A 25,053-nucleotide genomic window follows, 5' to 3' on the forward strand; every position below is an offset into this window, starting at 1 on the left:
CGGCGGGTCCGGTGACCGCGGACGCGATGAGCCAGATGATGGCGGAGGTGGGCCGCCTGTGCGGCTGACCCCTTGCGGTCAGTCGTGGCCGGGGTAGACGAACCGGCGGTGGATCAGGTGGGTGTCGTCGGTGAGGGTTTCCTCGCTGAGCCGCCCCCGCCCGTCGAGGGTCAGGGCGACGGTGATGGCGGCGGCCGGGTAGCCCAGGGCGAGCCGGACCGGTTGGCCGTCGCGGGAGATGCGCGTGGCGATCGGGGCGCTGCCTGCGGCGTAGGGCTCCTGGGAGGCGAAGAACTCCCCGGTCAGGTCCAGCTGCTGGGGTTCGGGCAGGGCGGTGGTGGTGTCGCTGGTGACGGACTCGTAGAGGGTGAGGCGGTCCATTCGGCGCAGCGCCTGCACCGCACGGGCCAGTTCGGCCGTGCCGGAGGTGGCCGGCCAGGGTACGAGCAGGCTGACCGTGCCGCCCAGCCAGGTGGATGCGTCGGCGTGCAGGCTGAGCACGTTGTCACCTGCCTTCCAGTCCACAGTGGACATGAAGCAGCCGTCGCCGCAGCCATGAAACTCGACCGGCGTGCTGTCCTGACGCGGCGCGGTGAGCCGGCCGGAGAGCGTGAAGTGCTGGACCGTTTGGGGCGCGTAGTAGTCGCCGCGGCGTGGTGTGGTCAGCCGCACCACCAGTTGCCCGTCGCTGGCCTGCGCGGTCACCCCGACCTGACCGGCCAGGGTGCTCAGCGGGACGACCTGCCCGCGGGGTGGTGGTGGTCCGGGTTGCTTGCTGGTGGCGGGCGGGGTCGAGACGAGTACCGCGCTGATCGCGAGCACCCCGATGAGCACGACGCTTTCGATGCGGGTCAGCAGGCGCACCCGGTCGGGGAGGTCCCGGCGCCGCAGGGCGAGTCGGGCGGTGAGCGCCAGGCTGGTCGCAAGGGCGACGAGGCCGAGTTTGATCAGCAGGATCTGCCCGTAGGTGGTGCTCAGCAGTGCGGAGAGGGGCACCAGCAGCAGTGCGCTGATGACCCCGGTGGTCACGACGAGCGCGAACATCCAGGCGGCGAGCCGCAGGTAGCCGGCCAGCACCCACCGCACCGCCGGGCGCTCCCCGCGCCACACGAGGATGGCGCGGGCCACGTGCGTCAGGGCGCCCACCCAGACCGCGACCGCAGCGAGGTGCACGCCGGTGAGCAGGGCACCGAACCCCGGTGTGGTCACGTTCGCGTGTGAGCGCCATCCCTCGGCGAGCACCACGACGACCAGCGGTACGACCGTCCACGGCCGCCACCGTCCACTTCGGACGACAGAGAGTCCGAACGCGACGGTCAACCCCAGGGTTTCAGCGATCAGCAGCGGCCCGACTCGGCCCTGCCACAGGGCGGTCGGCGTGCTGGTGTCCGCGATGAGCAGGATCGCCAGCCCCGCTGCGCCGCCCAGCCCGACGAGCACACCGGGCGGCACCCACGAGCGCAGGACGGGAAGGCGGGGGTTCTCCGCACGGGCGGAGGCGGTGAGGCGCTCGCCGAGCACCCCGCCCAGCGCGAGGGCGAGGCCGGTGAACAGCAGCCACCGCAGGGCCGCCTCGCCCCACGAGGTCGACGGGCCACCGGTCGTGCCGGTGCCGGTGACCGTGGTGCCGACGGCGAAGCGGAACTCTTCCTCGACCTGGTCACCGTCGGACCCGGTCGCCTGCCAGCGCACCCGATAGGTGCCCGGGTCCAGTTTTCCCGCGAGTTTGGCCGTGACGACGTGGCCGTCGCGGGCCGTGGTCGTGGCAGCGAGCGGCACGGTGCGCCCGTCGCCGTCGAGCAGGGTCAGGGCGTGCGGGCCGGCCGTGACGGCCTCGTTGAACACCAGCGTGATCACTGGTGGTGTGTCGGGGACCGCGGTGTCGGCGGCGGGGTCGGTGAACAGCAGCGTCGGATGCGCGCTGGCCGGTGTCGCGCCCAGCAGGACCGCACCGAGGACCAGGAGCACAAGCACGGCGATGCGGCGAAGAGCGTGGCGCCACGAGGGGACGGTCGTGGTCATGCGTGATGGTGCGGGAAGCGCTTGTCGAGGGCGCGGCGCAGCTTGCGTTCGGGCAGCCGTCCGAACGAGAACGGCTGCCCGGCCACCACAACGCCCGGCGCGAACAGCACACCCGCCTGCGCGGCCAGCCGCCGGCCGTCCTCGGTGGCGAGGTCGATCTCGGTGACCTGCAAGGGATACTCGGCTCCAAGGCGGTCGAGGACTTGTTTGGCGTGGTCGCAGAACCCGCAATCGTCCTGGGTGAGCAGGGTGATCTCCACCGGCTCACCGTCCGCCGCGGGTTCGCTCACGGTTTCCGTTCCGTGGCCAGGTCGGTGAGCATCTTCTGGGTGGGCAGGAACATCGTGTAGTCCGGCGACCCGCCGTAATCGGCCCGCCAGCGGATCGTCCCGTCCAGGCCGACCAGCAAGAAGCTGTGGCCGTCGCGCATATCGCCCATCATCCCGTAGGAGTTGGCGTGATAGGCGCGCGACACCGCCAGGTCCGGGTCGGACAGCACCGTCGTCGACAGCTTCTCGTCGGCCATCTTCTGGGCGATCAAGGTAGCCGGGTCGGTGGTGATCGAGACGACGGCGTCGACCCCCGCGTTCTTCAGTGCCTGCTGGTTCTGTTCCAGATCCTTGATCTGGTCCCAGCACGGCTGACACGACAGGCCCTCCTGGAAGTACAGCAGCACGCTCTTGCCACGGAAATCAGCCAAGCTGACCTGGCCGCCCTCGCTGGCCGCGAGCGTGAACGCGGGAGCCGCCGTGCCGACACCGGGTTGGCCGGCCGTGTGCCTGAAGCCACTCCCGCCGCCGGTCGCCGTGGTTGCCTGGTTTCGCTGGGAGTTCTGGTAAATCAGGTAGAGGACTGCGACCACCAGGACGACCACCAGAACACCGGCGATGGTCCACACTGGACGGTGGGACGAGTCACGAACGTCGCGTATCGACCGGTTGGCCTGCTGGTGCTGGCGCGTCTGAGTCTGGCGGACGCGTTTACCGACCGGGGATTGATTGGTGGTCTTACCGCTGGTCTTGCTCACGTCGGTTCTCCTCGACGGTGACGGGGGTCAGGGTGTCGTTCTGCTCGGCACAGCAGGCCGGCGGCGATGAGGCCGGGGTTGTCGCGGTCGCGGTCCTGTTTCGTCGGGCTCGGCGCACCAGCAGGGCGAACCCGAGCAGCAGCACGACCAGCAGGACCCAGCCGGGGATCCAGGACAGGGCGGCCAGGGCGAGACTGGAGATGTGCTGGAGCCAGGCGCTCAGGTCGGTCTGCCAGCCGCCGCTGGGCATGCCGGGTCCGGTGAACGCCAGCACCATCGCGAGCACGCCCATGGCGATCATCAACCCGCCGCCGACCGCGCTGCCCAACGCCAGCCGCCGCTGCCATGGGCCCAGCCGCAACCGGATCGTGCGGTCGGTCAGCAGCCGGGCGGCGCGTTCCCGGCGGGTGTCCCACAGCAGCGCGACCAGTGCCAGCGGCGCGACCATGCCGGCGACGTAGGCGGCACCGATGGCCAGCGCCGCGGGGAACGAGGCGGCGGCGCCGGAAAGCACCGCCACCCCGGCCAGCACCGGGGCACAGCAAGCGCTGGCCGCCCCGGAGAACGCGCCCAGCACATAGGCCGAGCCGAAGCTTCCTTCCTTGACCGCGCGGGCGCCGGGCATCGGCAGGTTCGGCTTCCAGCCCGCCAGCACGGCGACCCCGCCAATGATCATCAGGATGCCGCCGATCGAGAAGATCCACAGGTGCCCGTCGACCAGCAGACGGCTCAGGAAGGTGGCGCCCAGCCCGATCGGGAGGATCACCGTCGCCACCCCGGCCCCGAACATCAGGGTGGCAGGGAGCACGCCGCCGCGGTGCCGGAACCCGGTGGCCAGGTAGGCGGGCAGCATCACCGACACGCAGCACGGCGCCAGCAGCGCCACCATGCCACCGAGGAAAGACGCCAGCAGCGTCGTGGACAACAGCAGCTCACCCATGGCGTAGCTCCACAGCCACCAGGTCCGGCAGCAGCTCCCGCATCGTTCCTCCTCGCCTTGAGTGGCCTGAACAGCTACTATCTACGGTCTCCGTACGTAGATAGTAGCTTGGTGGCGTGAGGTCCCTGTTCGACCGGCTCGCCGTGTCTGCGACCTGGGGAGACAGGGCGAGCCGGTCGCCGACGTACCCTGTGGGGGACGGTCGGCGGTTTCGATGAGGAGGTGGCGTGCGCGGGTTCGGCGAGCTGGAGGCAGTGGTCATGGACCGCATGTGGGACCGGGACGGCGAGACCACGGTCCGCCAGCTGTTCGAGGACTTGCGCCTGTCCCGCGAGATCGCCTACACCACGGTCATGTCCACGATGGACAACCTGCACCGCAAGGGCTGGCTGGCCCGCAGGCGGCAGGGCAAGGCGTTCCTCTACTGGCCGAGCCTGACCCGCGAGCAGTACAGCGCCCGGCTGATGCGCGACGCGCTCGACGCCGGCGGGAACGCCTCGTTGGTGCTCAGCCATTTCCTGGAGCAGATGAGCGACGAGGAATCCGCCGCCCTGCGACGGCTCGCCTCCGAGGAAACAGGATGAGCGTCGCGGCCTGCCTGCTGCTCTACAGCTTCGCCGTCGCGATACTCGCCCCGCGCCCGCTGATCCGGCTCACTTACGCCGGGGCCGCGCCGCGACTCGGGGTCGCGGCGTGGCTGGCCGCCATCGGCAGCGTCGTCGGCTCATGGGCTGTCGCCGCGGGTTTACTGGCAGCCGAGCTGGTGCGCGACTGGAGCCAGCCCCGCCCGACCATTCTGAGCACCTGCTTCGCACAACTACGCGCCGTCGCCACCGGCAGCTACGGCATCGGAGTCCAAATCGGACTGCTCTCCCTCGCCACGTTCGCCGCGGCGGCCGTGACATTGCTGCTGGCGCGGCTGGGCCGGTCGTTGCTGCGGGCGCGAGCCGCGACCTACGAGCACGCCACGATGGCCCGCCTCGCCGGTCGACACGACGCCAAGCTGGACGCGGTCGTGCTCGACATCCCGGAACGCGCTGCCTACTGCGTAGCAGGCCGACCGCACACCATCGTGCTCACCCGCGGGGCGCTGGCCGCACTCGACGACCGCCACCTGGACGCCGTGTTGTCCCACGAGCGGGCCCATCTGGCCGGCCACCACCACCTGTGCCTGGCCCTCACCCGCGGGCTCGCGGCCATCCTGCCCCGGATCGCGCTGGTCGCCACCGGCGCCGCCGAGATCGCCCGGCTGCTGGAAATGTGCGCCGACGACGCCGCGGCGCGCACCCATGGCCGCGGCACCGTGCTGCAGGCCCTGCTGGCACTCTCCGGCGCAGCACCCATTCCCGCCGGGGCCCTCGGGGCCAGCGGCGTCGGCGTGCTGGCCCGCGCCGAACGCCTCGCCGCACCACCCGGACCCGCCCGCCGACTGCGGGTACGCCTGCTGCTGGGCACCACAGCAGTCCTGATCACCCTGGGGCCGCTCCTCGCGGGCGGGCTGGCCACGACCGGGGTCGCCCTGTGCGGCCCGATGACCGGCTGATCATCGTCCGTCCGGTAAGCGGGCGCTCCCCATGATGTGCGCGTGCGGCGGCACGAACCGCAACGGGGCGTACGAGAAGCGATGCAGGGGCCCGATGTCGAACCCGGCCGCCCGAATGGACTCGGCGGTGTCCCGGTTGAGATGACAACCACCCCCCGCCCGTGACCACAACGGGGTCAGCGCATCCTGCAGCAGTCCCAGCAGTGGGTTGATCGAGCGCACATGCTCGAAGAACCGCAGCTCCCCACCCGGCCGCAGCACCCGGCCGATCTCCGCCAGCGCCGCGGGAACGTCGGCGACCGAGCACAGCACCAGCGAGGCCACCGCGGCATCAAACGCGCCATCCTCTCCGGGCAGGGCACCTCCGTGCCCGGCCACCACCCGGACCGGCACCCGAGCGTGCGCGGCGGCCCGCTTCGCGAGTGCGCGCAACCGGTCCTCTGGCTCCACCGCCACCACTTCTGTCACGGTTTCCGGGTAGTGGGTGAAGTTCAGGCCGTTGCCGGCGCCGACCTCGATCACCCGTCCGGCCAGTCCGGCCAGCGTCAAGTCTCGTTGCTCGGCGGTGCCGCGCTGCTCGGACTCGGCACTGATCCGCTCGTACATCCGCGCGAACCGCGGATGCTGGAACTCGGAGAGATCTGCCATCGCTACACCCTTCCTCGGACGCCCCGACCGTAGCCCCGCATGAACCGGTCGGCAGTATCTACTAACCTACGAAGTAGCTACGTAGATGTCGATCGAGGGAGCCAGGATGCGCAGGACGCGGTGGCCGGGCCTCGCCTTCGCCGTTGCCGGGCTGCTGACGCTGACCGCGTGCAGCGGCGGCACCGACGCGGTCGCACGAGGCAGCACGTTCGAGTTCGTCTCGCCCGGCGGGAAGACGACGATCTTCTACGACCCGCCCGAGAACCGGGGCGCGGCGCCGGACTTGAACGGGGAGAACCTGCAGAAGCCGGGCACGCAGATCCGCTTGTCCGACTACACCGACACTGTCGTCGTGGTCAACATCTGGGGTTCGTGGTGCGGGCCCTGTCGGGCCGAGACACCCGAACTGGAGAAGGTGTTCGAGCAAGCCGCGGCGTCCGGAGTCCAGTTCCTCGGCGTCGATGTCCGGGACGACCGCGCCGCGGCCGAAGATTTCGTCCGCGACCGGAAGGGCACCTACCCCTCGATCTATGACCCGTCCGGCCGGTCCCTGCTGGCGCTGAACGGCTACCCGCGCAGCGTCGTGCCTTCCACGATCGTGCTCGACCGCCGGCATCGGGTGGCCGCCGTGTTCCTGGTCGCCCTGATCGCCAGCGACCTGCTGCCCGTCGTGCGGCGCGTCGCCGCCGAACCGACCGCCTCACCGGGACGGCCATCGTGAACTTGACTGACCTGGCCGTGTCCGGGCCCCTGCTGCTGGCCGCGCTGCTGGCGATCGCGGCCGGGGCGGTGTCCTTCGCTTCGCCCTGCTGCCTACCACTGGTGCCGGGCTACCTGGCCTACCTCGCCGGCCTGGTCGGTGCCGATCCTCCTCCGGTCACCGGCGAGGCGGCCGCGAGGCCGATCAGCGGCCGGTGGCGTGTCGCCGGGGCGGCACTGCTGTTTGTGCTCGGCTTCACCGTCGTCTTCACCGCCGCCACCATGGCCGTACTCGGGCTCTCGGATGCGTTGCTGGCTAACGAAGAACTCCTGCAGCGCATCGGCGGCGTGGTCACCATTGCCATGGGCCTGGTGTTCCTCGGCATGGTCCCGATGCTGCAACGCGGTGTGAAACTCCGGCACAAACCCCGCGACGGCCTCTGGGGCGCGCCGGTACTCGGCGCCGTGTACGGGCTGGGCTGGACCCCCTGCCTTGGCCCCACCCTGGCCGGGGTGATCGCCCTGGCCAGCGGCACCCAGGTCGGGCCAACCACCGGGCGCGGCCTGCTGCTGATCACCGCCTACTGCCTCGGGCTCGGCCTGCCCTTCATCCTGCTCGCCCTTGGCGCCCGCTGGGCTGTCAACGCCACCAGTTGGGTGCGCCGTCACATCCGGCGCGTCCAGCAGGTCGGCGGGGTGCTGCTGATCGTGATCGGCGTCGCGCTGGTCACCGGCCTGTGGGGCGAGGTCATCGCCTGGCTGCGCGGGCCCATCGCCAGCTTCACCATCCCGATCTAACCCTCGCCCACAGTGTGTTTGCCGGGTAGTCCCAGTTCTGCCCCAGAGTGTCCGGGGACGTCTGGCAACGCTGCGCGCCACACAGCTACACCGACTGTGGTTGACCAGCGACAGCGCGCCGAAGGCGGTTGTCGCCTGGATCTTGCCCTCGGCCGGCGCGCGTTGCGAAGGTCAGCCGGTGACCGAGCGACGCGAGGACGACGCTCCAGCGAAGCCTCGTTGAGATGGCAGTGGTTGAGGTCAAGTTGATGAGGGTGGCACCGGGGAGGTCGAGGCTGATGTCGGCCTCAGAAGGCGTCCGGAAACTGATGTCATGTCGTCCAGTTTGGTGCCTAGGGCCGCGTTCCCTTCGGTCGCGACCCCAGGTTTGCCGTGTGCCCTGATGGGAGCCTTCACGGCGTTTAACGCTGTCATGGTGGCCTTCAGGGGCACGCATGAAACGGTCGTGGCGGTATGAAACGGGCGAATGGGTGGACTTTCTGTCCTTTGTGGAGGGTGGGCGGCTTCGCAGGACAGGCGCCCGAGGCTTCGAGCGGCGGCTGCTGCGACAGTTCTCAGACGCGTTCTAAAAGGTAGCGACCGGATGGTCCTGATCACCGGGTTGAAGGTGGCGGGTGTGGTAGCCAGGTCAGTTCCAGTTCGCCAGCGAGGGTGAGGGCCGCTGCCGCCGTCTGCGGACGGCAGGCGGCCAAGCCCGGCAAGTGGCCCGTGCCGGGCTTGGCCGAGGTGGCAGGCAGAACCGCGACGAACGCCTGCCACCGCTGGGAAACTCGCGGGCCGCGTCAGTTTTGGGCGGGGCGGTCGACATCGCCGCGCCACGCACCGGTCTCGTGACCGTCACGATTTTCGATGAACGTCTTGAAGCGTTCCATGTCGGCCTTCACCTTGCGGTCCAGAATCCCGAGCTTGTCCGCGACGTTTTCGACGAATCCGTCGGGATCGATGTCCATCTGCGCGGTCACCCGGGTGGTGTCGTTATCCAGGCGGTGAAACGTGATCACCCCGGCGTGTGTCGGCCCAGAGTCGGACCTCCAGGCGACCCGCTCGTCGGGGTTCTGCTCGGTGATCGTCGCGCCGAACTCCTTGGTGACTCCCGCTACGTTGATCTTCCAGTGGGTATGGGTCGCGTCGGTCTGGCGAATCTCTTCGACGCCGTCCATGAATCGCGGGAACGACTCGAACTGCGTCCACTGGTTGTAGGCGGTCGAGACGGCGACCTTCACGTCGACGGATTCGGTGATGGTGCTCATCGAGTGACTCACTCCTTCGAGAATCGCTTTTCCGGGCTGTGTGGAGCGGGGGAGATCCGCGCCGTAACCCGGGGACTATCCAGGTATACCCACTGACGTCGGCTTGAAACGACGACCACGCCATGCATTGTCGGCTCGCCTTCACCTGCCCCGCGGTGGATGTCGGGTGTGAACTAACCAAGACCGGTGCACCCATTCGACATCGTGCTCTATCGCGAAAAGGATCCCGCATCATGAGGAACCGTTGCCCCGGGGTCAAATGAGCGATGCTCTGCTTGCTCATAGCGTCGGTCTGCCGCATCCACCGCCCGACACTGTGATGGCGTACGCGTCGGCCGGTCCGTCCGGAGACGCGACGGTGACCGATGAAGACCTGCGGTTGAGTTTGTGGTCTGCTACACGGCGATGAAGGCGGTGGTGCCCGCGATGGCGGCGGCCGGTGGTGGGTCAGCGGCCGATGCTCGTGCCGAGCAGGGATAGTCCGGTGTGGAGTGTTTTGGCGGGCACGTCGTCGACCAGGTGATGCATCACGATCAGCCCGTGCATCAAGGAGAACAACGTCGTCGCCGCGGCGCGGGTGTCCGCGTCCGGGGGCAGGTGGCCATCCTGTCGCCAGCGGTGGGCCAGTTCGTCGATGTGGTCGAGAGTGTCGGTGTAGATCGTGTGCGCGCGCTCTCGCAGGCGCGGGTTGCGCAGCGCCTCGGCCCAGGCCTGCAGTGCGATGCGCGTCATGTCGTAGTCCGGGTGGGTCGTCCGGCTGTCCAGTTCGCCTGTCAGCAGAACCACCGTCTCGGCGGGGGAGGGGCACGGGTCGCGGTCGAGGATCGCGACGAAGATCCCGCGCACGCGCGTGAAGCCCTCCTCGGTCGTCGCGTCGATGATCTCGTCCTTGCTGCGGAAGTAGCGGTAGACCGCGCTGGAGGACATACCGGTCTCGGCGATCACGTCGTCGATGGACGTGGCGTGGAAGCCGTTGCGGGAGAAGCACTTCCACGCGCTCGTGAGGATGTGCTGCCGGCGGTCCGCACGGGTCTTCTCGCTGAGTCTGGGCACGCCTCGTAGTCTAAACGGAAACGATCGCTTGCGCTACGTTGGTCGCGAGCCTAGGCTCCCCGCTAAACAGAAACGTAGGTTTCTTTTTGGCGAGAGGTTCCCCGATGGACAACGACGTTCGTCCCCGGCTTGACCACATCCTCGACGCCGGGGGCCTCGGCCGCGGCCAGGTCGCCGTCGTCTTGTTGTGCGCCCTGGTCGCGATGGCCGACGGGTTTGACACCCAGTCGATCGCCCTGGTCGCGCCGGACATCGCCGCCGAGTGGGGCATCGCGACCGCGTCGTTCGGTGTCGTGTTCGGTATCGGGCTGTTCGGGGGCTTGGTTGGCGCCATTTTCTTCGGCTTCACCGGCGACCGGTACGGCCGCAAGCCGACCCTGCTCGTGGCGATGGCGGTGTTCGCCGGGTGCTCGCTGCTCACCCCGCTCGCGACCTCGTTGACTGCGCTCGGCGTCCTGCGGCTGGTGACCGGCTTCGGACTGGGGGGTGCGCTGCCGTGCGTCATCGCTATCACGGCCGAGTGCACCCCGGCCCGGATGCGAGCCACGGTGGTCGGGCTGATGTTCTGCGGGTTCCCGCTCGGCGCCGTCGCCGGTGGCCTCGCCTCGGCGCGGCTGATCCCGGCCTTCGGCTGGGGCAGCGTGTTCCTCGTCGGCGGCGTCGTGCCGATCCTGCTGGTCCCACTGCTGGGGGCGCGCCTGCCTGAGTCCGCCCGGTTCGTCGCCGTCAAGGGAGACGACGACGCGCTGCGCGCGGTCCTGCGACGGCTTGGCATCGACGGTGTCGTCGAGCCCGAGCCCGAGGAGACCAGGTCCTCGGTGACCCGCCTGTTCACCGAGGGACGGGCGGGCGGCACGTTGCTGCTGTGGGCGACGCTGTTCCTCAGCCTGCTACTCACGTACTTGCTGACCAACTGGATCCCATTGCTGGCCAGGCAAAGCGGTATCGACGCCGCGTCGGCGATCTTCGGCGTCGTGGCCCTCAATCTCGGCGCCGTCGTCGGCTGCCTGGTGATCGGCCGGCTCGCCGACCGGTCCCGGCCCACCGTGGTCATCGGCTCGGCCTTCGCCCTCGGCGCGGTGGCCATCGCCGCGATCGGTCACGCGGGCGGTTCGGCCGGCACGTTGCTGGTCGCGGCCTTCCTGGCCGGGAGCCTCAGCGTGGGCGCGCAGATGTGCACGGTCGCGCTGTGCGCCGGGTTCTACGAGACGTCGGTCCGGGCCACCGGGATCGGCTGGGCGGTGGGGATCGGCCGGATCGGTGGCATTGCTGGGCCGCTACTGGGCGGCCTGCTGGTCACGCTCGGCGTCGGCACGCCGGAACTGTTCCTTGTCACCGGGTCGACGTCGCTGGGCGCGGCCCTCGCGGTCTTCGCCCTCGCGAGGTTTCTCGCCCGCACCCACCGAAAGGCCGTACCCCATGAATATTCAGCAGGAAAGGGACAAAGCCGTGGTCGCCCACTTCAACAAAGTCTTCATCGAGGGCTGTGACCTGGACGTCTTCCGCGAGACCAAGGCGTACTTCGTCACCGAGGTGCTCCGCCCGGCCTTCCCGGACCTGGCGGTCACCCTTCACGACTTGGTGGCCGAAGCGGACCGGATCGTCACCCGCAAGTCCTGCCGGGGCACCCATCGGGGGACTTTCCAGGGCTGGGCGCCGACTGGGCGGTCCGTCGAGTTCTGCGTCCTCGACACTATCCGGATCGAGGACTGCCGCTACGTCGACCACTGGGCCGTCGCCGACATCGTCACCCAGCCGGAAGGGAAGTGACGTGGTCGCCTTGACCGACGCCCAGGCGATCGTCTCAGCGGTCTTGGCGCACGCGCGTGCCGCGGACCTGCCGCCGATGACCGTCGCGGTCCTCGACGCCGGGGGAGCGCTCGTCGCCTTCGCCCGCGAGGACCGGTCGTCGCTGCTGCGCGAGAAGATCGCCCGCGGCAAGGCCGCTGGCGCGTTGAACCTGGGCGTGGGCAGCCGGTCGCTTGCTCGGCGGGCCGAGGCGCACCCGCACTTCGTCGCGGCGCTGACCGCGCTGGCCGAGGGGAACCTCGTGCCGGTTGCCGGGGGAGTGCTGGTTCGCGACGCAGCGGGCGGGATCATCGGCGCCGTCGGGGTCAGCGGGCACCTGCCCGACTCCGACGAGGCGTGCGCACTCGCGGGTATCGAAGCGGCCGGGCTGGCTGCGGATCCCGGCGAATAGGCGTGCCTGCGATCAGCGGCGTCCACCACGTCACGTTCGTCGTCGGCGACCTCGATGCCGGAGTCTCGTGGTTCACGCAGGTCCTGGGTGCGCGCCACATCCAGCGGTTCGACCACCACGACGCCTTGGGCGCGCTCTTCGGTGTGATCCTGGAGCTGTCCGGCTTTCCCGGCATGATCGAACTGCGGATCGCCGACGCGGGCTACCCGGCTCGGCCCGGCTACGACCCGGTCACCTTTGAGGTCCCGGACGACGCGGCTCTCGAAGCCTGGGCCGGGCATCTGCGGACGGTTGGTGCGGCCTGCACGCCGATCAAGCGGCGCAGGACTGGCCGGTCGATCGAGGTCGAGGGCCCGGACGGGATCGTCGTCCGTCTCTTCACCGCGCCCGCCGGCGGCTTCGGCGCGGTCCCGTTCCAGGAGCGGCACGTGGATCCATAACGGAAACGATCGGTTGCGTTAGGTGAACGCGATGGCTACCATCACAGTCAAGTGAAATCGATCGTTTCTGTTTGGAGTGAGGGATGCCGCGAAACCGCCTGCTGACCATGCTCGACGAGCACGTCGTGCCCATCGGCATGCAGTGCTTCACCGGGAACCACACGCTCATCGAGGTGCTCGGCGCTACTGGGTTCGACTACGTCTGGCTCGATACCGAGCACAGCGCCCTCGACCCGCGCGCGCTCGAAGACACCATGCACACCTGCGAGGCCGCCGCCGCAGACGCGGGCACCGCTGGCTACACGCGGCCTCCGGCGCCGCCGAGCGGCTTCCCCTCCTCGTGCTGAAAGGACCACCACCATGGCGCAGTTGCGACGCTACGTCGTCGGCCTCGACGAGAACGGCCATTCGGCCGTGCTCCGGACCGGCCTGCCCAACCAGCAGGAGCAGCCCGGGTTCTTCTGGCGCGGCACGCTCTGGAAGACCCGCGAAACCCCGGTGGACAACGACATCGACGGGGACCGCTCGCTCGACGGCGGCGCCGCGCGCTCGCCGTTTCCCGGCGGGATGCTGGTGCGGGCCCTGGAACTCTGGCCGGACCCGGAACCCGGGACGCACCAGAAGATGTTCGCCGACGTCAACATCTTGGTGGGGCAGCGGCACGAGCCGACCGACGCCGACCGGCGGCGCGGCCCGACCATGCACCGCACCGACACGCTCGACGTGATCCACGTCGTCCGCGGCGAGATCCACCTTGTCCTTGATGACGAGGACGTTCACCTGAAGGCGTCGGACACCGTCATCATCCAGGGTACGAATCACGGCTGGAGCAACCGGTCCGACGCCCCGTGCCTGATGCTGGGGACCATGATCGACGCGTTGCCGCGGGAGGCACGATGACCGACCTCGACCTGTCCGGACTCGCCGCCGAGCGCGGCGGATCCCCGTCGCTGCGCGGCTACCTCGCTACCCCACCGGGTGACGGGCCGTGGCCCGCGCTGGTGATGGTCCACGAGATCTTCGGCATCGACGACGTGATGCGCCGGCACGCCGACCGGCTCGCGAGCCTCGGCTACCTGACCCTCGCCGTCGACCTCTACAGCGAAGGTGGCGCCCGCCGGTGCCTGGTGTCGACCATGCGAGCGATGCTGAAGGGCAGCGGCCGAGCCTTCGCCGACATCGAGGTCGCGCGCCGGTACCTGGCCGGAGCCGGGCACTGCACCGGCAAGATCGGCGTCATCGGCTTCTGCATGGGCGGCGGGTTCGCGCTGCTGAACGCCGGAGCGGGGTACGACGCCGCGGCTGTCAACTACGGGCAGCTGCCAGCGAACCTCGACGAGGCGCTGGCGGGCGCGTGCCCGATTGTCGGTAGCTACGGCCGTCGCGACCCGTCGCTTCGGGGCGCTGCCGCCAAGCTGGAGACGGCGCTCACGAACGCCGGAGTCCCACACGACGTCAAGGAATATCCCGCCGCGAGCCACGCCTTCCTCAACGACGACGAAGCCGGCCCGCGCGTGCTGCGCCCGCTCATGCGCGTCGCCGGGATCGGCCCCGAGCCCGATTCGGCGGCGGACGCGTGGAAGCGCATCGACGCCTTCTTCGGCGACCACCTGCGCCGAAGCCCGCGTCGAGCAAGGATGGGTCGCCGGGCGCGAACGCGGCGGCGTCACGGTCGTCTCCCTCAATTACCGGCTGGGCGCGTTCGGGTTCGCCGCCCATCCCGAAGCCGGATCGAACTTCGCCGTGCTCGACTGGGTGGCCGCGCTGCGCTGGGTCGCGGCGAACAGCACAGCGTCCGGCGGCGACCCGGACACCGTCACGGTGTTCGGCCAGTCCGCGGGCGCTGCGGCGGTTCGCACCCTGCTCTCGGTGCCCGGCGCGCCGTCATCCAGAGCGCGGGGTTCGAGGACTACGCGGTGGTGGCCTCCCCGTCGGCCGAGCGGGTCGCTCGGCACAGCGCGGCGCTTTTCGACCGGCTGGGTGGCCGGGACCTCGATGTCCTGCGCGAGCTGCCCGCGGAAGCCGTTCGCGAGGCATCCCTGGCCGAGTCCGGGATCGTGCCGCCCGCGGGTCAGGTGCACACGCCGGCGAACCTCGTCTGGTACCCGGCCCGCGACGACGACGTCGTGGCCGAGGACCTGTCGGAATGGACGCCGGACGTGGCCGTCCTCTTCGGCACGACCCAGGACGAGGCGCGGTTCTTCCACCGCCCGCCTGGGCTCTACGGCCAGCCGGACCTCGACCCGGCGGACGTCTACACCCCGCGGACGCTGGCGACGATGGCCGGAGTCCTGAGCCGTCCTCGCCGGGGCCGATCCGTACGGCGCGCTCGTGGAACTGTCCACCACCGCGGTGTGGCTGGAGCCCGCTTTGGCAACATATCGCCGCTTCGCCGGGCTCGACCGCGACGCCTACTACTACCACTTCGCGCGAGTTTCGCCTGCCCGCCCGGCGCTCGGGCCTGCTGGCCTGCCACGGTGCCGAACTCCCGTACGTGTTCGGCACCGTGGCAGGCGACGAAACCGACCTCGCGGTCTCCGTGACGTTGCGGCACGTGTGGACGGAGTTCGCGCATACCGGTCGCCCACGCGGCCCGGACGGCGCCGCCTGGCCGGAGTGCACCCGCGACGACCCGCGATACACGCTGATCGGCGACGCCATCGAGCCGCGGGATCTGACCGCCAACGCCCTGACCGCAGGGATCTCCACCCTGCGCGAGTCAGGACCCGCGCGGCACTTCCGAGCAGTTCGCCCTGCTGGTGGGGATTGACGAAGAAGCCACCCGACGCGACCAATGAGGTCCGGGCGTTGGCTGCCCCCTTCACGGCAGCGCCGGATCAGCGGCCGACCTCGTCCGCTGTTCGCGGCGATCACTACCGAGTCCAGTGCGGAGACCGGACTTTGAGGTGTGCAGTGCGGCCCGGGACGCGGGGGAAGGCGACCACGTCGGCAGAGATCGGTCGTCCGGGCCGCACGCCGGATGACCGATCTTCTCATCGAGAGAAGACGCATGGCCGCGGCGTCTCCCGGGCACCCGCGTCCCGCGTGGCCTCGGCCAAGAAGACCTCGGACACCGCGACCCAGGCGCGACTGCCGGGCCACAAGCGTGCCCGTACCTCAGAAACAGCCACCCGTAGATCATTAGCCACACGTGAAGATCAAGTCGGCCCGCTGTCCGCGGAATCGGGTCAGATGATGTGGACACGTTCATAAGGATCTCCGGTACCACCCCCGGTCAGGAATCATCCTCACTTGGGATGTCTCACACCGTCAGCGTCATCGCAGGTCAGTGTTCGCGTAGCGATCTCACGAGAGGGAGAGTTCGAAGCACGTCGTCGCTGTGGCCTGAGGTGACTGGGTGGTTGTCGGCTGTCCTGTCGGCAGCGTCAAGCCGACTCCGGCCAATCGGGGGACACACGGTTCGCCGACATGGGGACGCCTTCCTCCCCTTGGTGGCCCCAGCTCGAGCATCCAGGATCGATTGTGCCAATGAATGAAACTAGCGTGTTGTGGCGTAGGTCACCTGCCGCACCATCGTGGCCGTGACTATCGAGACCCGCTCAGCGCCTGAGCAGACGACAGTCCTCGTCGCGGACGGGGTGTGCTGCGGTCCTGCAGCGGCTACCCGATCGAGGAACTGGAAAGCCCTCAGTTCATCCACGACCGCAGGCGACCGACTTCAACTACCGTCAAGGCCGGCCCCTATTCCAACCGCGGACATTTACACGGCGCGCGAGGTCTTGCGGATTCGGCGCGCAATAGATCAGTCATCGGAACCAGACGAGCCGGGAGACTACTTCTGGGCGGAACTGTTCAAGGACTGTGGCGACTCGGACGTACTAGAAGCGACGTGGGATCACTACCGGACGCAAACCCGGCAGTTGTGGCCCGCCGACATTCTGCAATGGACGGCCCAAGCCGGTCGCCAGCGACGAACATCGGCTGCTGCGTTTCGCGAACGGTCATTGCAGGAGCGCGGAGCGTCGACCTGGGACGCGGAAAGGCACGACGCGTGGACTTGCATCTTCGATACCGAGGTCAAGCGTGGTGCGCCGCCCATCGACGCCCGCGAGCTCGCGGATGCGGCGGAACGGACAGCAAAATACACCACCACAGCTATGTAGCAGTCAACAAAACCGAGAACGGAAGAGATCGCAACATTTCAGCGCACAATTAATCCTGAACCAAATACACCGGGAAGAAATGTCAGGTGAGTCAAGACATGGATAAGGCACCGCCCCGTCGTGAGCCTCGCGCCTTTGATGGTTCCAGCGAAGTTTTCCGCAGTCACCTGGGATCGTTGATCGCCGGGTGCTTCGCCATTTTGCTGGCGCTAGCCGCACCGAGCCTCATCGGCACGATCACCGGGTCCATCGCAGTCAAGCTGCAGATCAACGGCACTGAACTGACCTGGGCGGTCTCCGTCGTGTGGTTGGGCGCGGCCGCGGCAGCCTACTTGTCCGGCACGCTAGCGGACCACTTTGGACGGAGGCGAGTCCTCGTGGTGAGCGCCGGTGTGCTCGCCGCAGGGGAGGCCATATCTGGGTTCGCCGGTTCCGTGCCGATGCTGTGTGCCGGCCAGGTATTGGCAGGCATCGGATCTGGTGGCCTTGGCGCCGTTTCCCTGGCTATGGTGGCGGCCGCTAGCCGCAACTCCAACCGGCGTCCCATGTACTTGGCAGCCTTTGCTGGCAGCCTTTCCGCCGGTCCTATCGTGTCCGCCTTACTCGGTGGTTTCCTGGCCACGAGGAACAGCTTTGAAGGCGCTTTCCTCGGCTTGGCAGTCGTCGCTATGCTGGGAATGGTGCTTATTCAGACGGTCGGTGCGAATTCCAGGGCCGAGCGACCCAGGTCGATTGACGTGCGGGGCCAGGCGATCCTGGTCGTCGTCTTGACGGCTTTACTGTTCGCTGTGATCCAAGGCTCGGCGACCCGCTGGGGGGCGCCGTTGGTCGTCAGCGCGTTTATCGTGACAGTGGTGGCAGCGTTCTGCTTCGTCCTCGCCGAAAAACGTCCGGCCGCGATGCTTGATCTTTCCATCTTTCGTATCAAAGCGTTTTCGCTGGCAGCGATTCTCGCCGTGGTTTCGTGGTTCGTTTCCATCGGCAGCGCCTACCTCTTCTCACTCCGACTCGCCGTGGCTCAAGGTCACTCGCCCCAGTTTACCGCCATGGCGCTCATACTTATCGGGGTTGTGGCCAGTATCATTGGTTTTGCCTGCCGCCCAGCGCTGGCCCGATTCGCCGGCGTGCGGGCCTTGGTTGTGGGTGGCCTGCTGTCCTTCACGGTGGCGAACCTCTGGTTGGCCTGGGCGCCAATTGAGAACACATCGTTCGCGTTAGCGCTCGGCTTTGTGTTTTTCTATGCGATTGGTCAGGTCACTACTACGGCGGGCGTGAGCGCGGCGGCAGTCAACTCGGTGCCAGCTGAACTGGAATCCACCGCCGCGTCCACTCAGGAGACGCTGCGCGTGGTGGGCCCCCCGCTGGGGATCGCCATCCTCGGCGCAGTGACCTTCGCTCGCTCCGCGCCGGCCTTCCAAAGTCGCCTTGGCAGTTTGGGCCTCCCGCCTGAGGTGGGGCATGTAGTGGCCGAGGTCAACGGTCACGGCGGTGTGCTGGCGGTCCTGGGGTCCGGGATCGGGGACAAGTTCCCAGCGGTGGGCCAAGCGGCCTCGACTGCTCTCGGTGAGGGGATAGCTAACGGCGGGTATGTCGGCGCCGTCTTGGCCGCGATCATGGCCGCCATCGCCGCTGTGTTTCTCCGCGACAATAATCATCGGGCCGAACTCCCGCCACACGCGGCAGTGGTCGAACCAGCAGACCGTCCCGCAAGCAGTCACGGATAAACAACCCGCGGGACTGTTCCAGCACGAACACTGTTGAATACCTGACCACATCGGATCTCTCCAACGATTCGCCGTTTCGTGCTTGGCCGCATTTTTGAGCAGGAGTTTGCATGACATACATCATCGGAATTGATATCGGCGGGACGTTCACCGACGCATTTGCGGGCAATGAGGTCGGACGTGCATTCTCGGCGAAGGCCCCATCCACGCCGAAGGATCTCGCAGAGGGAGTAGTCAACTCTCTCAGAGAGCTTGCGGACGTAGCGGAAACGTCACTTGAGGAGTTCCTCGCTGACACCAGTTATATCTGCCATGGCACGACGTCATCCCTCAATGCCTTGGTGACCGGAAACGTGGCCAGGGTAGGATTCCTTACGACAAAAGGCCATGCAGACTCGATTCGTATCATGAACGCTGAAGGGCGCCATACAGGTTTGTCGCCCGAACAGATGCAGAACATGCCTCAAACCGACAAGCCCCCACCGTTGGTACACCGTTCGCTTGTACGCGAGATCACCGAGCGCGTCGACCACAAGGGCTCAGTCATCATTTCCATCGACGAGAGCGAAGTGCGCGACGCAGTCAATGACCTACTGAAGTTGGATGTCGAAGCAATCGCCGTATCTTTTCTCTGGTCTTTCCGCAACCCCGCTCATGAGCAGGTTGTTGAACGCATTGTCAATGAAGTAGCCCCCGGAATGTACGTTGGTCTGTCTTCAACGCTCAGTCCGCGTATCCGTGAGTACTCGCGCAACGTGACGACGATTATGAGCACCCAGGTCGCGCCGCGGCTGCGTGCCTACCTCGACCCACTGTCGCAGCGCCTGCACGGGCTCGGATTCACTGGCTCGCTCCTGGTCATGCAGGGTTCGGGCGGGGCTGTGACCTTCGAAGACGCTCCGAACAAGGCCATCACGACCGTCGGCTCGGTGCTGACCGGAGGCATCGTGGGCTGTGTTCGGATGGGCGAACTGCTCGGCCATCGCAACATCATCTCCACGGACATGGGCGGCACAACGTTCCTCGTTGGACTCGTTGTTGACCAACAGCCTGTGATTGTGCCGACGACGATCCTGGGGCAGTACAAGATCAATGCTCCCATGGTCGATGTCACCACCATCGGCAGCGGCGGCGGTGCCATCGCCTGGATTGACGACGGCGGCAATTTACGTGTGGGCCCTGATAGTGCCGGAGCTCTACCCGGACCCGCTTGCTACGGCGCCGGCGGCTCGCGGCCGACTATCACAGACGCAAATCTGGTTCTCGGCATCCTGAACCCAGACTACTTCCTTGGCGGCCGGAAGAAGTTGAACCTGAAGCTCGCCGAGGACGCGATACGCACCCACGTTGGCGACTCGCTGGGGCTTACCGTCGAGGAGGCCGCGGCGGCGATCTATGCGATCACCAACGCCCAGACCGCGGACCTCGTGCGCCGCGTCGTCGTAGGCTCTGGGCATGATCCTCGTGACTTTGTCCTCTACGCCTTCGGCGGCTGCGGCCCCGTTCATTGCGCCAGCTACTCCGCCGAGATCGGAGTTAGCAGCGTTCTAGTCCCGCTTGGCACCACTGCTTCCGCATTTTCTGCTTATGGGCTTGCGGCATCGGACATTCTGGTGTCAGCCGAGTCGTCGAGTCCCAGCAATTTTCCCTTGAACGTTGGCCAGGTCAACAGCGAGTTCGGCGCACTTGAGGCCAAGCTTGCCGCAGACCTCGCGCGACAGGGAATCGAGTTCAGCGAAACCATCTCGGCCCGCGAGATTGATATCAAGTATTCGATGCAGCTGGCCGAGGTCGCGACGCCTGTGCCGAACGGCATCCTGACATCCGACCAAGTTATCGGCGTTGGCCAAGCCTTTGATGAGAAGTATCAACGCTTGTTCGGGGCCGGCTCCGGCTTTCGTGAGGCGGGTCTACAGGCGATCACTTACCGTGCGTTTGCTACAGGGGTACTACCTATGCGTCCAGAACTACCGCTGCTTTCTGGCGCGGTAAGCGGTCCGATCGAGCCGCAAAACTATCGCAAAGTCTGGCTATCGGCCGAGCACGGGTGGCAGCGCACTGCCGTATACGACTACAACCAGCTCTGTCCCGGTGCGACGCTGCGTGGGCCTGCCGTGGTCGAAGCCGCCACCACCACAGTCTCAATACCAGAAGGAACTCGCGGCGTTATCGACGCTTACGGGAACATGCTGCTTGAGTTCCAGACTCTCGAGTAAGCCACTGTCGACGCGGTGCCAGACGCCCTTCTGAATCAAGGAGAAACCATGACCGCTTTCCCAGTCGCAGGCTCGGAAAAATTCGCGAACAAGCTACTGGCAAGAGACGATGAGCTCCTGGCAAAAATCTCTCCCGCGCTCAAGGTTCACGGCCGCAACGCTGCCGCGACAGACAGCGTTGACCCCCTGACCTATGAAGTCGTTCGCCACCGCTTGTGGGCGATCACTGAGGAGATGGGCGACGCGGTCAAGCGCATGTCCGGCTCGGTGGTGGTTACCGATGCCAACGACTTCGGTGTCGCCGTGATGGACGAATTTGGTAACTCGGTGCAGGTGGGGTTATACAATACCGCGCTGTGCGCGTCGATGGATATGGCCATTAAATGGACCATGGAGCACCGCTCCGGCAACCCGGGCATTCGGGCAGGCGACATGTTCATCTGCAATGACCCCTGGGTCGGTGGCGGCATCCATCAAAACGACGTCTCGCTATTTGCACCCTTGTTCATCGAGGACGAACTGTTCGCTTGGACGTGCGCGGTCGCCCACCAAGTCGACCTCGGTGGCGTCTCGCCGGGAAGCTGGTCCGTGCATTCAGAAGACGTCTTCTGGGAGTCGCTGCCGATCCCACCGCTCAAGATCGTTGCCGACGGACGAATCCTTGCCGACGTCGAGGACGCCTACTTACGCCGTTCCCGCATGCCGGCGCTTGTCGCGCTGGATCTGCGCGCGAAGGTCGGCGCCAACAATGTCGCCCAGCAGCAGCTCACTCGGCTCGCTGAGAAGTACGGCGCCGGCGTAGTCAAGGCCGTAATGAGGCAAATGATGGACGATGCGGAATTTCGTCTGCGCGCGCGATTGCGCGAGCTCCCCGATGGGACCTGGACGGGCCTGGCCTACCAGGATCAAGCCAGGCAAGGTGACCGCGGTCTTTATAAGATTACCGTCGAAATGACCAAGAGGGACGACTCCCTGACGTTCGACTTCACCGGTACTGATCCTCAGGTTGACGGGCTCATCAACTGCACCTACGCCGGTCTACGTGGTGGCATCGTCACTGTGATCCTTACCCAGCTCTGCGGGAAGATCCCATGGTCAACTGGCGGGCTCATGCGGTGCATCCGAATTATCTCCGAGCCCGGCACCATCAATAACTGCACCTTTCCGGCGGGCATCAGCAAGGCCTCCGTGGCGAGCGGGTGGGCTACTACCAACGCCGTCCACGAGTGCGTTGCGTCTATGCTCGATGCTGAGGAAACGGATGATCCGAGCTTCACGAGTGTCTGTAAGGGATCCTTCGGCCTCTCCCTCCTCGCTGGAGTCGACCAGTACGACAGGCCGTTCGTCACGATGCTTTCGGACGTGATGGCCGGAGGCTTCGGCGCGCGACCCGACCGCGACGGCGTCGACACCGGGGGTGAGGTACCGATCGCTGCCGGCCGAATTGCCGACGTCGAAATGAATGAGTTCTCCTACCCGGTACTTTACTTATGGCGGCGCGAGGAGCCCGACACAGGCGGTCCAGGCCGGTTCCGCGGCGGTGTTGGCGGCTCGTCCTGCATGATTCCTCATGATACGACGATCAAGAGCATTCACTTGGTCAGTTCCGCGTCGGGTAAGGCAGTGCCGCAGGCCGTGGGCATCAGTGGCGGCTACCCCGCCAGCGCAGCCCACGAGGTCATCGTCCGCGGCAGCAATATTCGGGAGCTTATGGCGAGCCGGTCCATGCCCAGCACGCTCAGGGCCATCCTAGGGGCCCATGAGGTGGTTCCCCCGGCGCTGGAGACAGACCTGGACTGGGACGATGTCTATTTCTACGAATGGTCGGGTGGCGGCGGGTACGGTGATCCTCTACGCCGTCAGCCGAGTCTTGTGCTTTCAGACGTCAACAACGGCAAAGTATCGAGTAGGGCGGCCAACGAGGTTTACGGAGTAGTTTTGACGACCGAGACAGGAGTAAACGATACCGAGACTGAACGGCGTCGGGATACTCTACGGAAGGATCGCGCTGGAGTTGCAGGAGCCTCCTCATGACAACCAATACGAAGAGGCTCGACGACAACCTCGTAAGTTCGAGCGGCAGCGTTCTATGCACACACTGCGGAACCGTCGTGGGAACGGCGAATGAATGGTTGAAGGAGGCTCTTGTGCGTGAGAGGCCGGCCCAGGACGGCGGGAGCCTGGTGGCCGAGGACCCTGCGGTATATGTCAACGCGCCGGTTGTCTTCCGTCAGTTCTTCTGTCCGGGCTGCTTGACAGCACTTCAAACCGAGATCCTCGCGGTGGCAGACGAAGGTATTCGAGTCAAGCGGCTAGGGGGACTGGCGGACGAATGAGCTTGGATCCGCTGCTCGGGTGAGGCGTAGACGATCGAGCTTGGTGATCTGACATTTCGTGTCTCTCGGCAGCAGAGCTATGCCGGACAATTGGCGAGGCCCGGAATTCGTTGAGTCGCCTGCCGATTAGCCGATGGCCACAGGCCCTAGCCGACCGCCTTGGCGACCTGGGCCACTTGCAGAGCCGAAATGCGCACCAGTCAATGCCCATTTTCGCCGGTCATGATGGCGTGGGCCTGACGTTTCCGTTCGCCTGTCGGAAGAGTCGGGGTATCTGCCGACGTTCGCCCTCTATGCAGCCCGAAGGAAGTTAAATGCGCGCCCAGTATCTGGATACCTTGGAGATCCGTGACCTCATCGAGAATTGGGTCATCTGGCGTGATGCCGGTGACTGGGAGCGCTTTGCGACGGTATGGCACTCAAAGGGATTCATGACGGCGACCTGGTTTGAGGGATCGGCCTCTGAGTTTATTGCGGCCAGTCGCAGGGGATTCGAAAGTGGAGCGCGTATTTTGCATTTTCTCGGCGGTACGTCGGTCGAGGTTGATGATCAGCGGGCTGTTGCGCAGACAAAGATGACAATAAGTCAGCGCTCATATGTTCACCAGGTCGCGGTCGACGTCGTATGTACTGGCCGCTTTTTCGACTTTTTCGCTATTGAGGACGAGCGTTGGCGACTTGTGCGTCGTCAACCTATTTACGAAATGGATCGCATGGATCCCGTCGAGCCAGATGCGAAGGTCGCACTGGATATCGGCCAGTTGAAGAGATTCCCGGAGGGTTACCGGCACCTAGCCTACCTTCAGGAAGGGGCCGGTTTCACCGTTAAAAATGGACTGCCCGGCTTGACCGGAGGTTCCGTAAATAGACTCTATGCGCAGGGTGCCGCGTGGCTGGCCGGCGCGGACAGTGCCGGTGCGCTGGAATGACTAGTTGAACGAAGAGCGGCGGAGCCGTTAGCGGCGAATTATTGGTGACTTGGTTGATAAAGCCCGTGGACTGGCAATTCGTGTAGGCGGGTCCGCTCGACGAGCACGTCTTCGCCCTCGTGGGACTTGGGTTCCAGTGAATCTGAAGGACTGGACTGGACTGGACCGTACAGGCTTCGAAATGGCCACCGTCGCGTCGTGTGGGCGAGCCAGCACGCCAACTGTTGGTCGGCGGTTCCTGTCGCGCTGTCGTGGTCAATGGTGCTGTTGGCCTACTCCATCGTGGGGTTCCACTGTCGTGGATTGAGTTATTGCTCGTGACACGGCGCGGGCCACGGCGATAACCCCGACCTTGGCGGCGGTGGCGTCGAATCCGAGTGGCGCAACTACCGATAGTGCGGCGATGACTGCGCCGTCGGGGGCGAAGACCGGGGCAGCTACGGACGTCATTGGCTCTGGATACTGACGTGATACGACGGCCGAGCCGCTGTGGCGCACCTCGGCGAGAGGAGCGCGTAGCTCGAGGCTGGAGATTCGCTCGCCTTCAGGAGTGAGTGTGAGGTCGCCCTCGAGCACTTGCTCCTGGAGGTCCGCGCTGGCGTTGGCAAGCAGGACGAGTCCAACGCCGGTGGCGTGCAACGGGAGGCGCCCGCCGACCCGGTAGAGGACGTTTCCGGCCTGGCGCGCCGAGAGTCGTTCAACGAGCACGGCCTCCAGTTCATCGCGAACAGCGAGCAGGACGTGCTGTCCACTAGCGTGGTGGAGGTCCTCCATGTACGGCAGCGCGGTCGCGCGGAGCCCGTGGCCACGCGGAGCCAACGACGCGATTTCGAGTAGTCGCAGACCGATCACGAACTCTCCGCGAGCGGTGCGTTCCAACGCCCCCCACTGGACAAGTTTGCGGACGATCCTGAGGGCGCTGCTCTTCGGAAGGTCCGCGCGAACACTGAGGGATGTCAGCGTCAGCGACCGGTCTGAGGGCCCGAACGCTTGAAGGATGCGGAACACCCGATCGAGTACGGGTTCGCCCACCGGGGGGCGCCTTCCTCGCCTCGGCGGAACGGGCTGGTCGTCCGGGACTAATTGTTTCATTGAATGAAACTA

Annotated in this window: 25 protein-coding genes and 1 pseudogene; 18 read left to right on the top strand and 8 right to left on the bottom strand. The window is 66.5% G+C overall.

Going from position 1 to position 25,053, the window contains the following annotated elements; genetic code table 11:
- Nucleotides 1–78: 78 nt before the first annotated feature.
- Genes QMK34_RS03900 through QMK34_RS03915 form a run of 4 tightly spaced genes read right to left on the bottom strand, consistent with a single transcriptional unit; the run spans nucleotide 79 to nucleotide 3,989 of the window.
- Nucleotides 79–2,022 carry a copper resistance CopC/CopD family protein gene (locus tag QMK34_RS03900; protein ID WP_326411543.1) on the bottom strand — a complete coding sequence of 648 codons (1,944 nt, stop codon included), beginning with the start codon at nucleotides 2,020–2,022 and terminating at the stop codon, nucleotides 79–81.
- Nucleotides 2,019–2,312 carry a glutaredoxin family protein gene (locus QMK34_RS03905; RefSeq protein ID WP_326411545.1) on the bottom strand — a complete coding sequence of 98 codons (294 nt, stop codon included), beginning with the start codon at nucleotides 2,310–2,312 and terminating at the stop codon, nucleotides 2,019–2,021. Before QMK34_RS03905 ends, QMK34_RS03900 begins: the two co-directional genes overlap by 4 nt.
- Entirely contained in the window at nucleotides 2,309–3,049 is a 741-nt protein-coding gene (locus QMK34_RS03910) for a peroxiredoxin family protein (protein ID WP_326411547.1), read from the bottom strand. The genes QMK34_RS03905 and QMK34_RS03910 overlap by 4 nt, the downstream gene beginning before the upstream one ends.
- Nucleotides 3,030–3,989, bottom strand: a complete 960-nt coding sequence (locus tag QMK34_RS03915; RefSeq protein WP_326411550.1) for a cytochrome c biogenesis CcdA family protein — start codon at nucleotides 3,987–3,989, stop codon at nucleotides 3,030–3,032. Before QMK34_RS03915 ends, QMK34_RS03910 begins: the two co-directional genes overlap by 20 nt.
- A 227-nt stretch (nucleotides 3,990–4,216) precedes the next feature.
- On the opposite strand from QMK34_RS03915, the gene QMK34_RS03920 reads away from it, so the two are divergent.
- Nucleotides 4,217–4,573, top strand: a complete 357-nt coding sequence (locus tag QMK34_RS03920) for a BlaI/MecI/CopY family transcriptional regulator (protein ID WP_326411551.1) — start codon at nucleotides 4,217–4,219, stop codon at nucleotides 4,571–4,573.
- Nucleotides 4,570–5,532 carry a M56 family metallopeptidase gene (locus tag QMK34_RS03925; protein ID WP_326411553.1) on the top strand — a complete coding sequence of 321 codons (963 nt, stop codon included), beginning with the start codon at nucleotides 4,570–4,572 and terminating at the stop codon, nucleotides 5,530–5,532. Before QMK34_RS03920 ends, QMK34_RS03925 begins: the two co-directional genes overlap by 4 nt.
- On the opposite strand, the gene QMK34_RS03930 is transcribed toward QMK34_RS03925, so the two are convergent.
- Nucleotides 5,533–6,180: a class I SAM-dependent methyltransferase gene (locus QMK34_RS03930; protein ID WP_326411555.1), complete on the bottom strand. Its 648-nt coding sequence runs from the start codon at nucleotides 6,178–6,180 to the stop codon at nucleotides 5,533–5,535.
- Nucleotides 6,181–6,286: 106 nt separating this feature from the next.
- Between QMK34_RS03930 and QMK34_RS03935 the strand changes: the two genes are divergently transcribed.
- Both QMK34_RS03935 and QMK34_RS03940 read left to right on the top strand, forming a co-directional pair.
- Nucleotides 6,287–6,901 (top strand): TlpA family protein disulfide reductase, encoded by a 615-nt coding sequence (locus QMK34_RS03935; RefSeq protein WP_326411557.1) that lies wholly within the window; start codon nucleotides 6,287–6,289, stop codon nucleotides 6,899–6,901.
- Nucleotides 6,898–7,677, top strand: a complete 780-nt coding sequence (locus tag QMK34_RS03940; protein WP_326411559.1) for a cytochrome c biogenesis CcdA family protein — start codon at nucleotides 6,898–6,900, stop codon at nucleotides 7,675–7,677. Before QMK34_RS03935 ends, QMK34_RS03940 begins: the two co-directional genes overlap by 4 nt.
- 782 nt (nucleotides 7,678–8,459) lie before the next feature.
- Here QMK34_RS03940 and QMK34_RS03945 read toward each other — a convergent pair.
- Together QMK34_RS03945 and QMK34_RS03950 are read right to left on the bottom strand one after the other, a co-directional pair.
- A complete protein-coding gene (locus QMK34_RS03945; protein WP_326411561.1) occupies nucleotides 8,460–8,927 on the bottom strand; it encodes an SRPBCC family protein in 468 nt (155 codons plus the stop codon).
- Nucleotides 8,928–9,374: 447 nt separating this feature from the next.
- A complete protein-coding gene (locus QMK34_RS03950; protein WP_326411563.1) occupies nucleotides 9,375–9,980 on the bottom strand; it encodes a TetR/AcrR family transcriptional regulator in 606 nt (201 codons plus the stop codon).
- 104 nt (nucleotides 9,981–10,084) lie between these two features.
- Between QMK34_RS03950 and QMK34_RS03955 the strand changes: the two genes are divergently transcribed.
- The 14 genes and pseudogenes from QMK34_RS03955 (at nucleotide 10,085) to QMK34_RS04020 (ending at nucleotide 23,949) form a co-directional block, all read left to right on the top strand.
- The gene (locus tag QMK34_RS03955; RefSeq protein WP_326411565.1) at nucleotides 10,085–11,470 is read left to right on the top strand and encodes an MFS transporter; all 1,386 of its coding nucleotides are present in this window, start codon (nucleotides 10,085–10,087) and stop codon (nucleotides 11,468–11,470) included.
- Nucleotides 11,430–11,750 carry an ester cyclase gene (locus QMK34_RS03960; protein ID WP_326411567.1) on the top strand — a complete coding sequence of 107 codons (321 nt, stop codon included), beginning with the start codon at nucleotides 11,430–11,432 and terminating at the stop codon, nucleotides 11,748–11,750. Before QMK34_RS03955 ends, QMK34_RS03960 begins: the two co-directional genes overlap by 41 nt.
- A gap of 1 nt (nucleotide 11,751) precedes the next feature.
- Nucleotides 11,752–12,180 (top strand): GlcG/HbpS family heme-binding protein, encoded by a 429-nt coding sequence (locus tag QMK34_RS03965; RefSeq protein ID WP_326411569.1) that lies wholly within the window; start codon nucleotides 11,752–11,754, stop codon nucleotides 12,178–12,180.
- 2 nt (nucleotides 12,181–12,182) lie between these two features.
- Entirely contained in the window at nucleotides 12,183–12,620 is a 438-nt protein-coding gene (locus tag QMK34_RS03970; protein ID WP_326411571.1) for a VOC family protein, read from the top strand.
- An 83-nt stretch (nucleotides 12,621–12,703) separates the two neighbouring features.
- Nucleotides 12,704–12,967 carry a hypothetical protein gene (locus QMK34_RS03975; RefSeq protein ID WP_326411573.1) on the top strand — a complete coding sequence of 88 codons (264 nt, stop codon included), beginning with the start codon at nucleotides 12,704–12,706 and terminating at the stop codon, nucleotides 12,965–12,967.
- A 13-nt stretch (nucleotides 12,968–12,980) separates the two neighbouring features.
- Nucleotides 12,981–13,520 carry a cupin domain-containing protein gene (locus tag QMK34_RS03980; RefSeq protein ID WP_326411575.1) on the top strand — a complete coding sequence of 180 codons (540 nt, stop codon included), beginning with the start codon at nucleotides 12,981–12,983 and terminating at the stop codon, nucleotides 13,518–13,520.
- Nucleotides 13,517–14,218: pseudogene (locus QMK34_RS03985) on the top strand (dienelactone hydrolase family protein); the annotation flags it as partial. The gene QMK34_RS03980 and the pseudogene QMK34_RS03985, both read left to right, overlap by 4 nt.
- Nucleotides 14,219–14,312: 94 nt before the next feature.
- Entirely contained in the window at nucleotides 14,313–14,915 is a 603-nt protein-coding gene (locus QMK34_RS03990) for a carboxylesterase family protein (RefSeq protein ID WP_326411735.1), read from the top strand.
- A 211-nt stretch (nucleotides 14,916–15,126) separates the two neighbouring features.
- The gene (locus tag QMK34_RS03995) at nucleotides 15,127–15,390 is read left to right on the top strand and encodes a hypothetical protein (protein WP_326411577.1); all 264 of its coding nucleotides are present in this window, start codon (nucleotides 15,127–15,129) and stop codon (nucleotides 15,388–15,390) included.
- Nucleotides 15,391–16,842: 1,452 nt separating this feature from the next.
- Entirely contained in the window at nucleotides 16,843–18,468 is a 1,626-nt protein-coding gene (locus QMK34_RS04000) for an MFS transporter (RefSeq protein ID WP_326411579.1), read from the top strand.
- Between the two features lie 110 nt (nucleotides 18,469–18,578).
- Complete coding sequence (locus QMK34_RS04005) at nucleotides 18,579–20,684, top strand: hydantoinase/oxoprolinase family protein (protein ID WP_326411581.1); 2,106 nt, start codon at nucleotides 18,579–18,581, stop codon at nucleotides 20,682–20,684.
- A gap of 48 nt (nucleotides 20,685–20,732) precedes the next feature.
- The gene (locus tag QMK34_RS04010; RefSeq protein ID WP_326411583.1) at nucleotides 20,733–22,718 is read left to right on the top strand and encodes a hydantoinase B/oxoprolinase family protein; all 1,986 of its coding nucleotides are present in this window, start codon (nucleotides 20,733–20,735) and stop codon (nucleotides 22,716–22,718) included.
- Complete coding sequence (locus tag QMK34_RS04015; protein WP_326411585.1) at nucleotides 22,715–23,020, top strand: acetone carboxylase subunit gamma; 306 nt, start codon at nucleotides 22,715–22,717, stop codon at nucleotides 23,018–23,020. Before QMK34_RS04010 ends, QMK34_RS04015 begins: the two co-directional genes overlap by 4 nt.
- A 314-nt stretch (nucleotides 23,021–23,334) precedes the next feature.
- Nucleotides 23,335–23,949 (top strand): nuclear transport factor 2 family protein, encoded by a 615-nt coding sequence (locus tag QMK34_RS04020; RefSeq protein WP_326411587.1) that lies wholly within the window; start codon nucleotides 23,335–23,337, stop codon nucleotides 23,947–23,949.
- A 255-nt stretch (nucleotides 23,950–24,204) separates the two neighbouring features.
- On the opposite strand, the gene QMK34_RS04025 is transcribed toward QMK34_RS04020, so the two are convergent.
- Complete coding sequence (locus tag QMK34_RS04025) at nucleotides 24,205–24,981, bottom strand: IclR family transcriptional regulator (protein ID WP_326411589.1); 777 nt, start codon at nucleotides 24,979–24,981, stop codon at nucleotides 24,205–24,207.
- Nucleotides 24,982–25,053 lie beyond the last annotated feature (72 nt).

Source organism: Amycolatopsis sp. H20-H5, from assembly GCF_035828755.1.
Lineage (GTDB): Bacteria > Actinomycetota > Actinomycetes > Mycobacteriales > Pseudonocardiaceae > Amycolatopsis.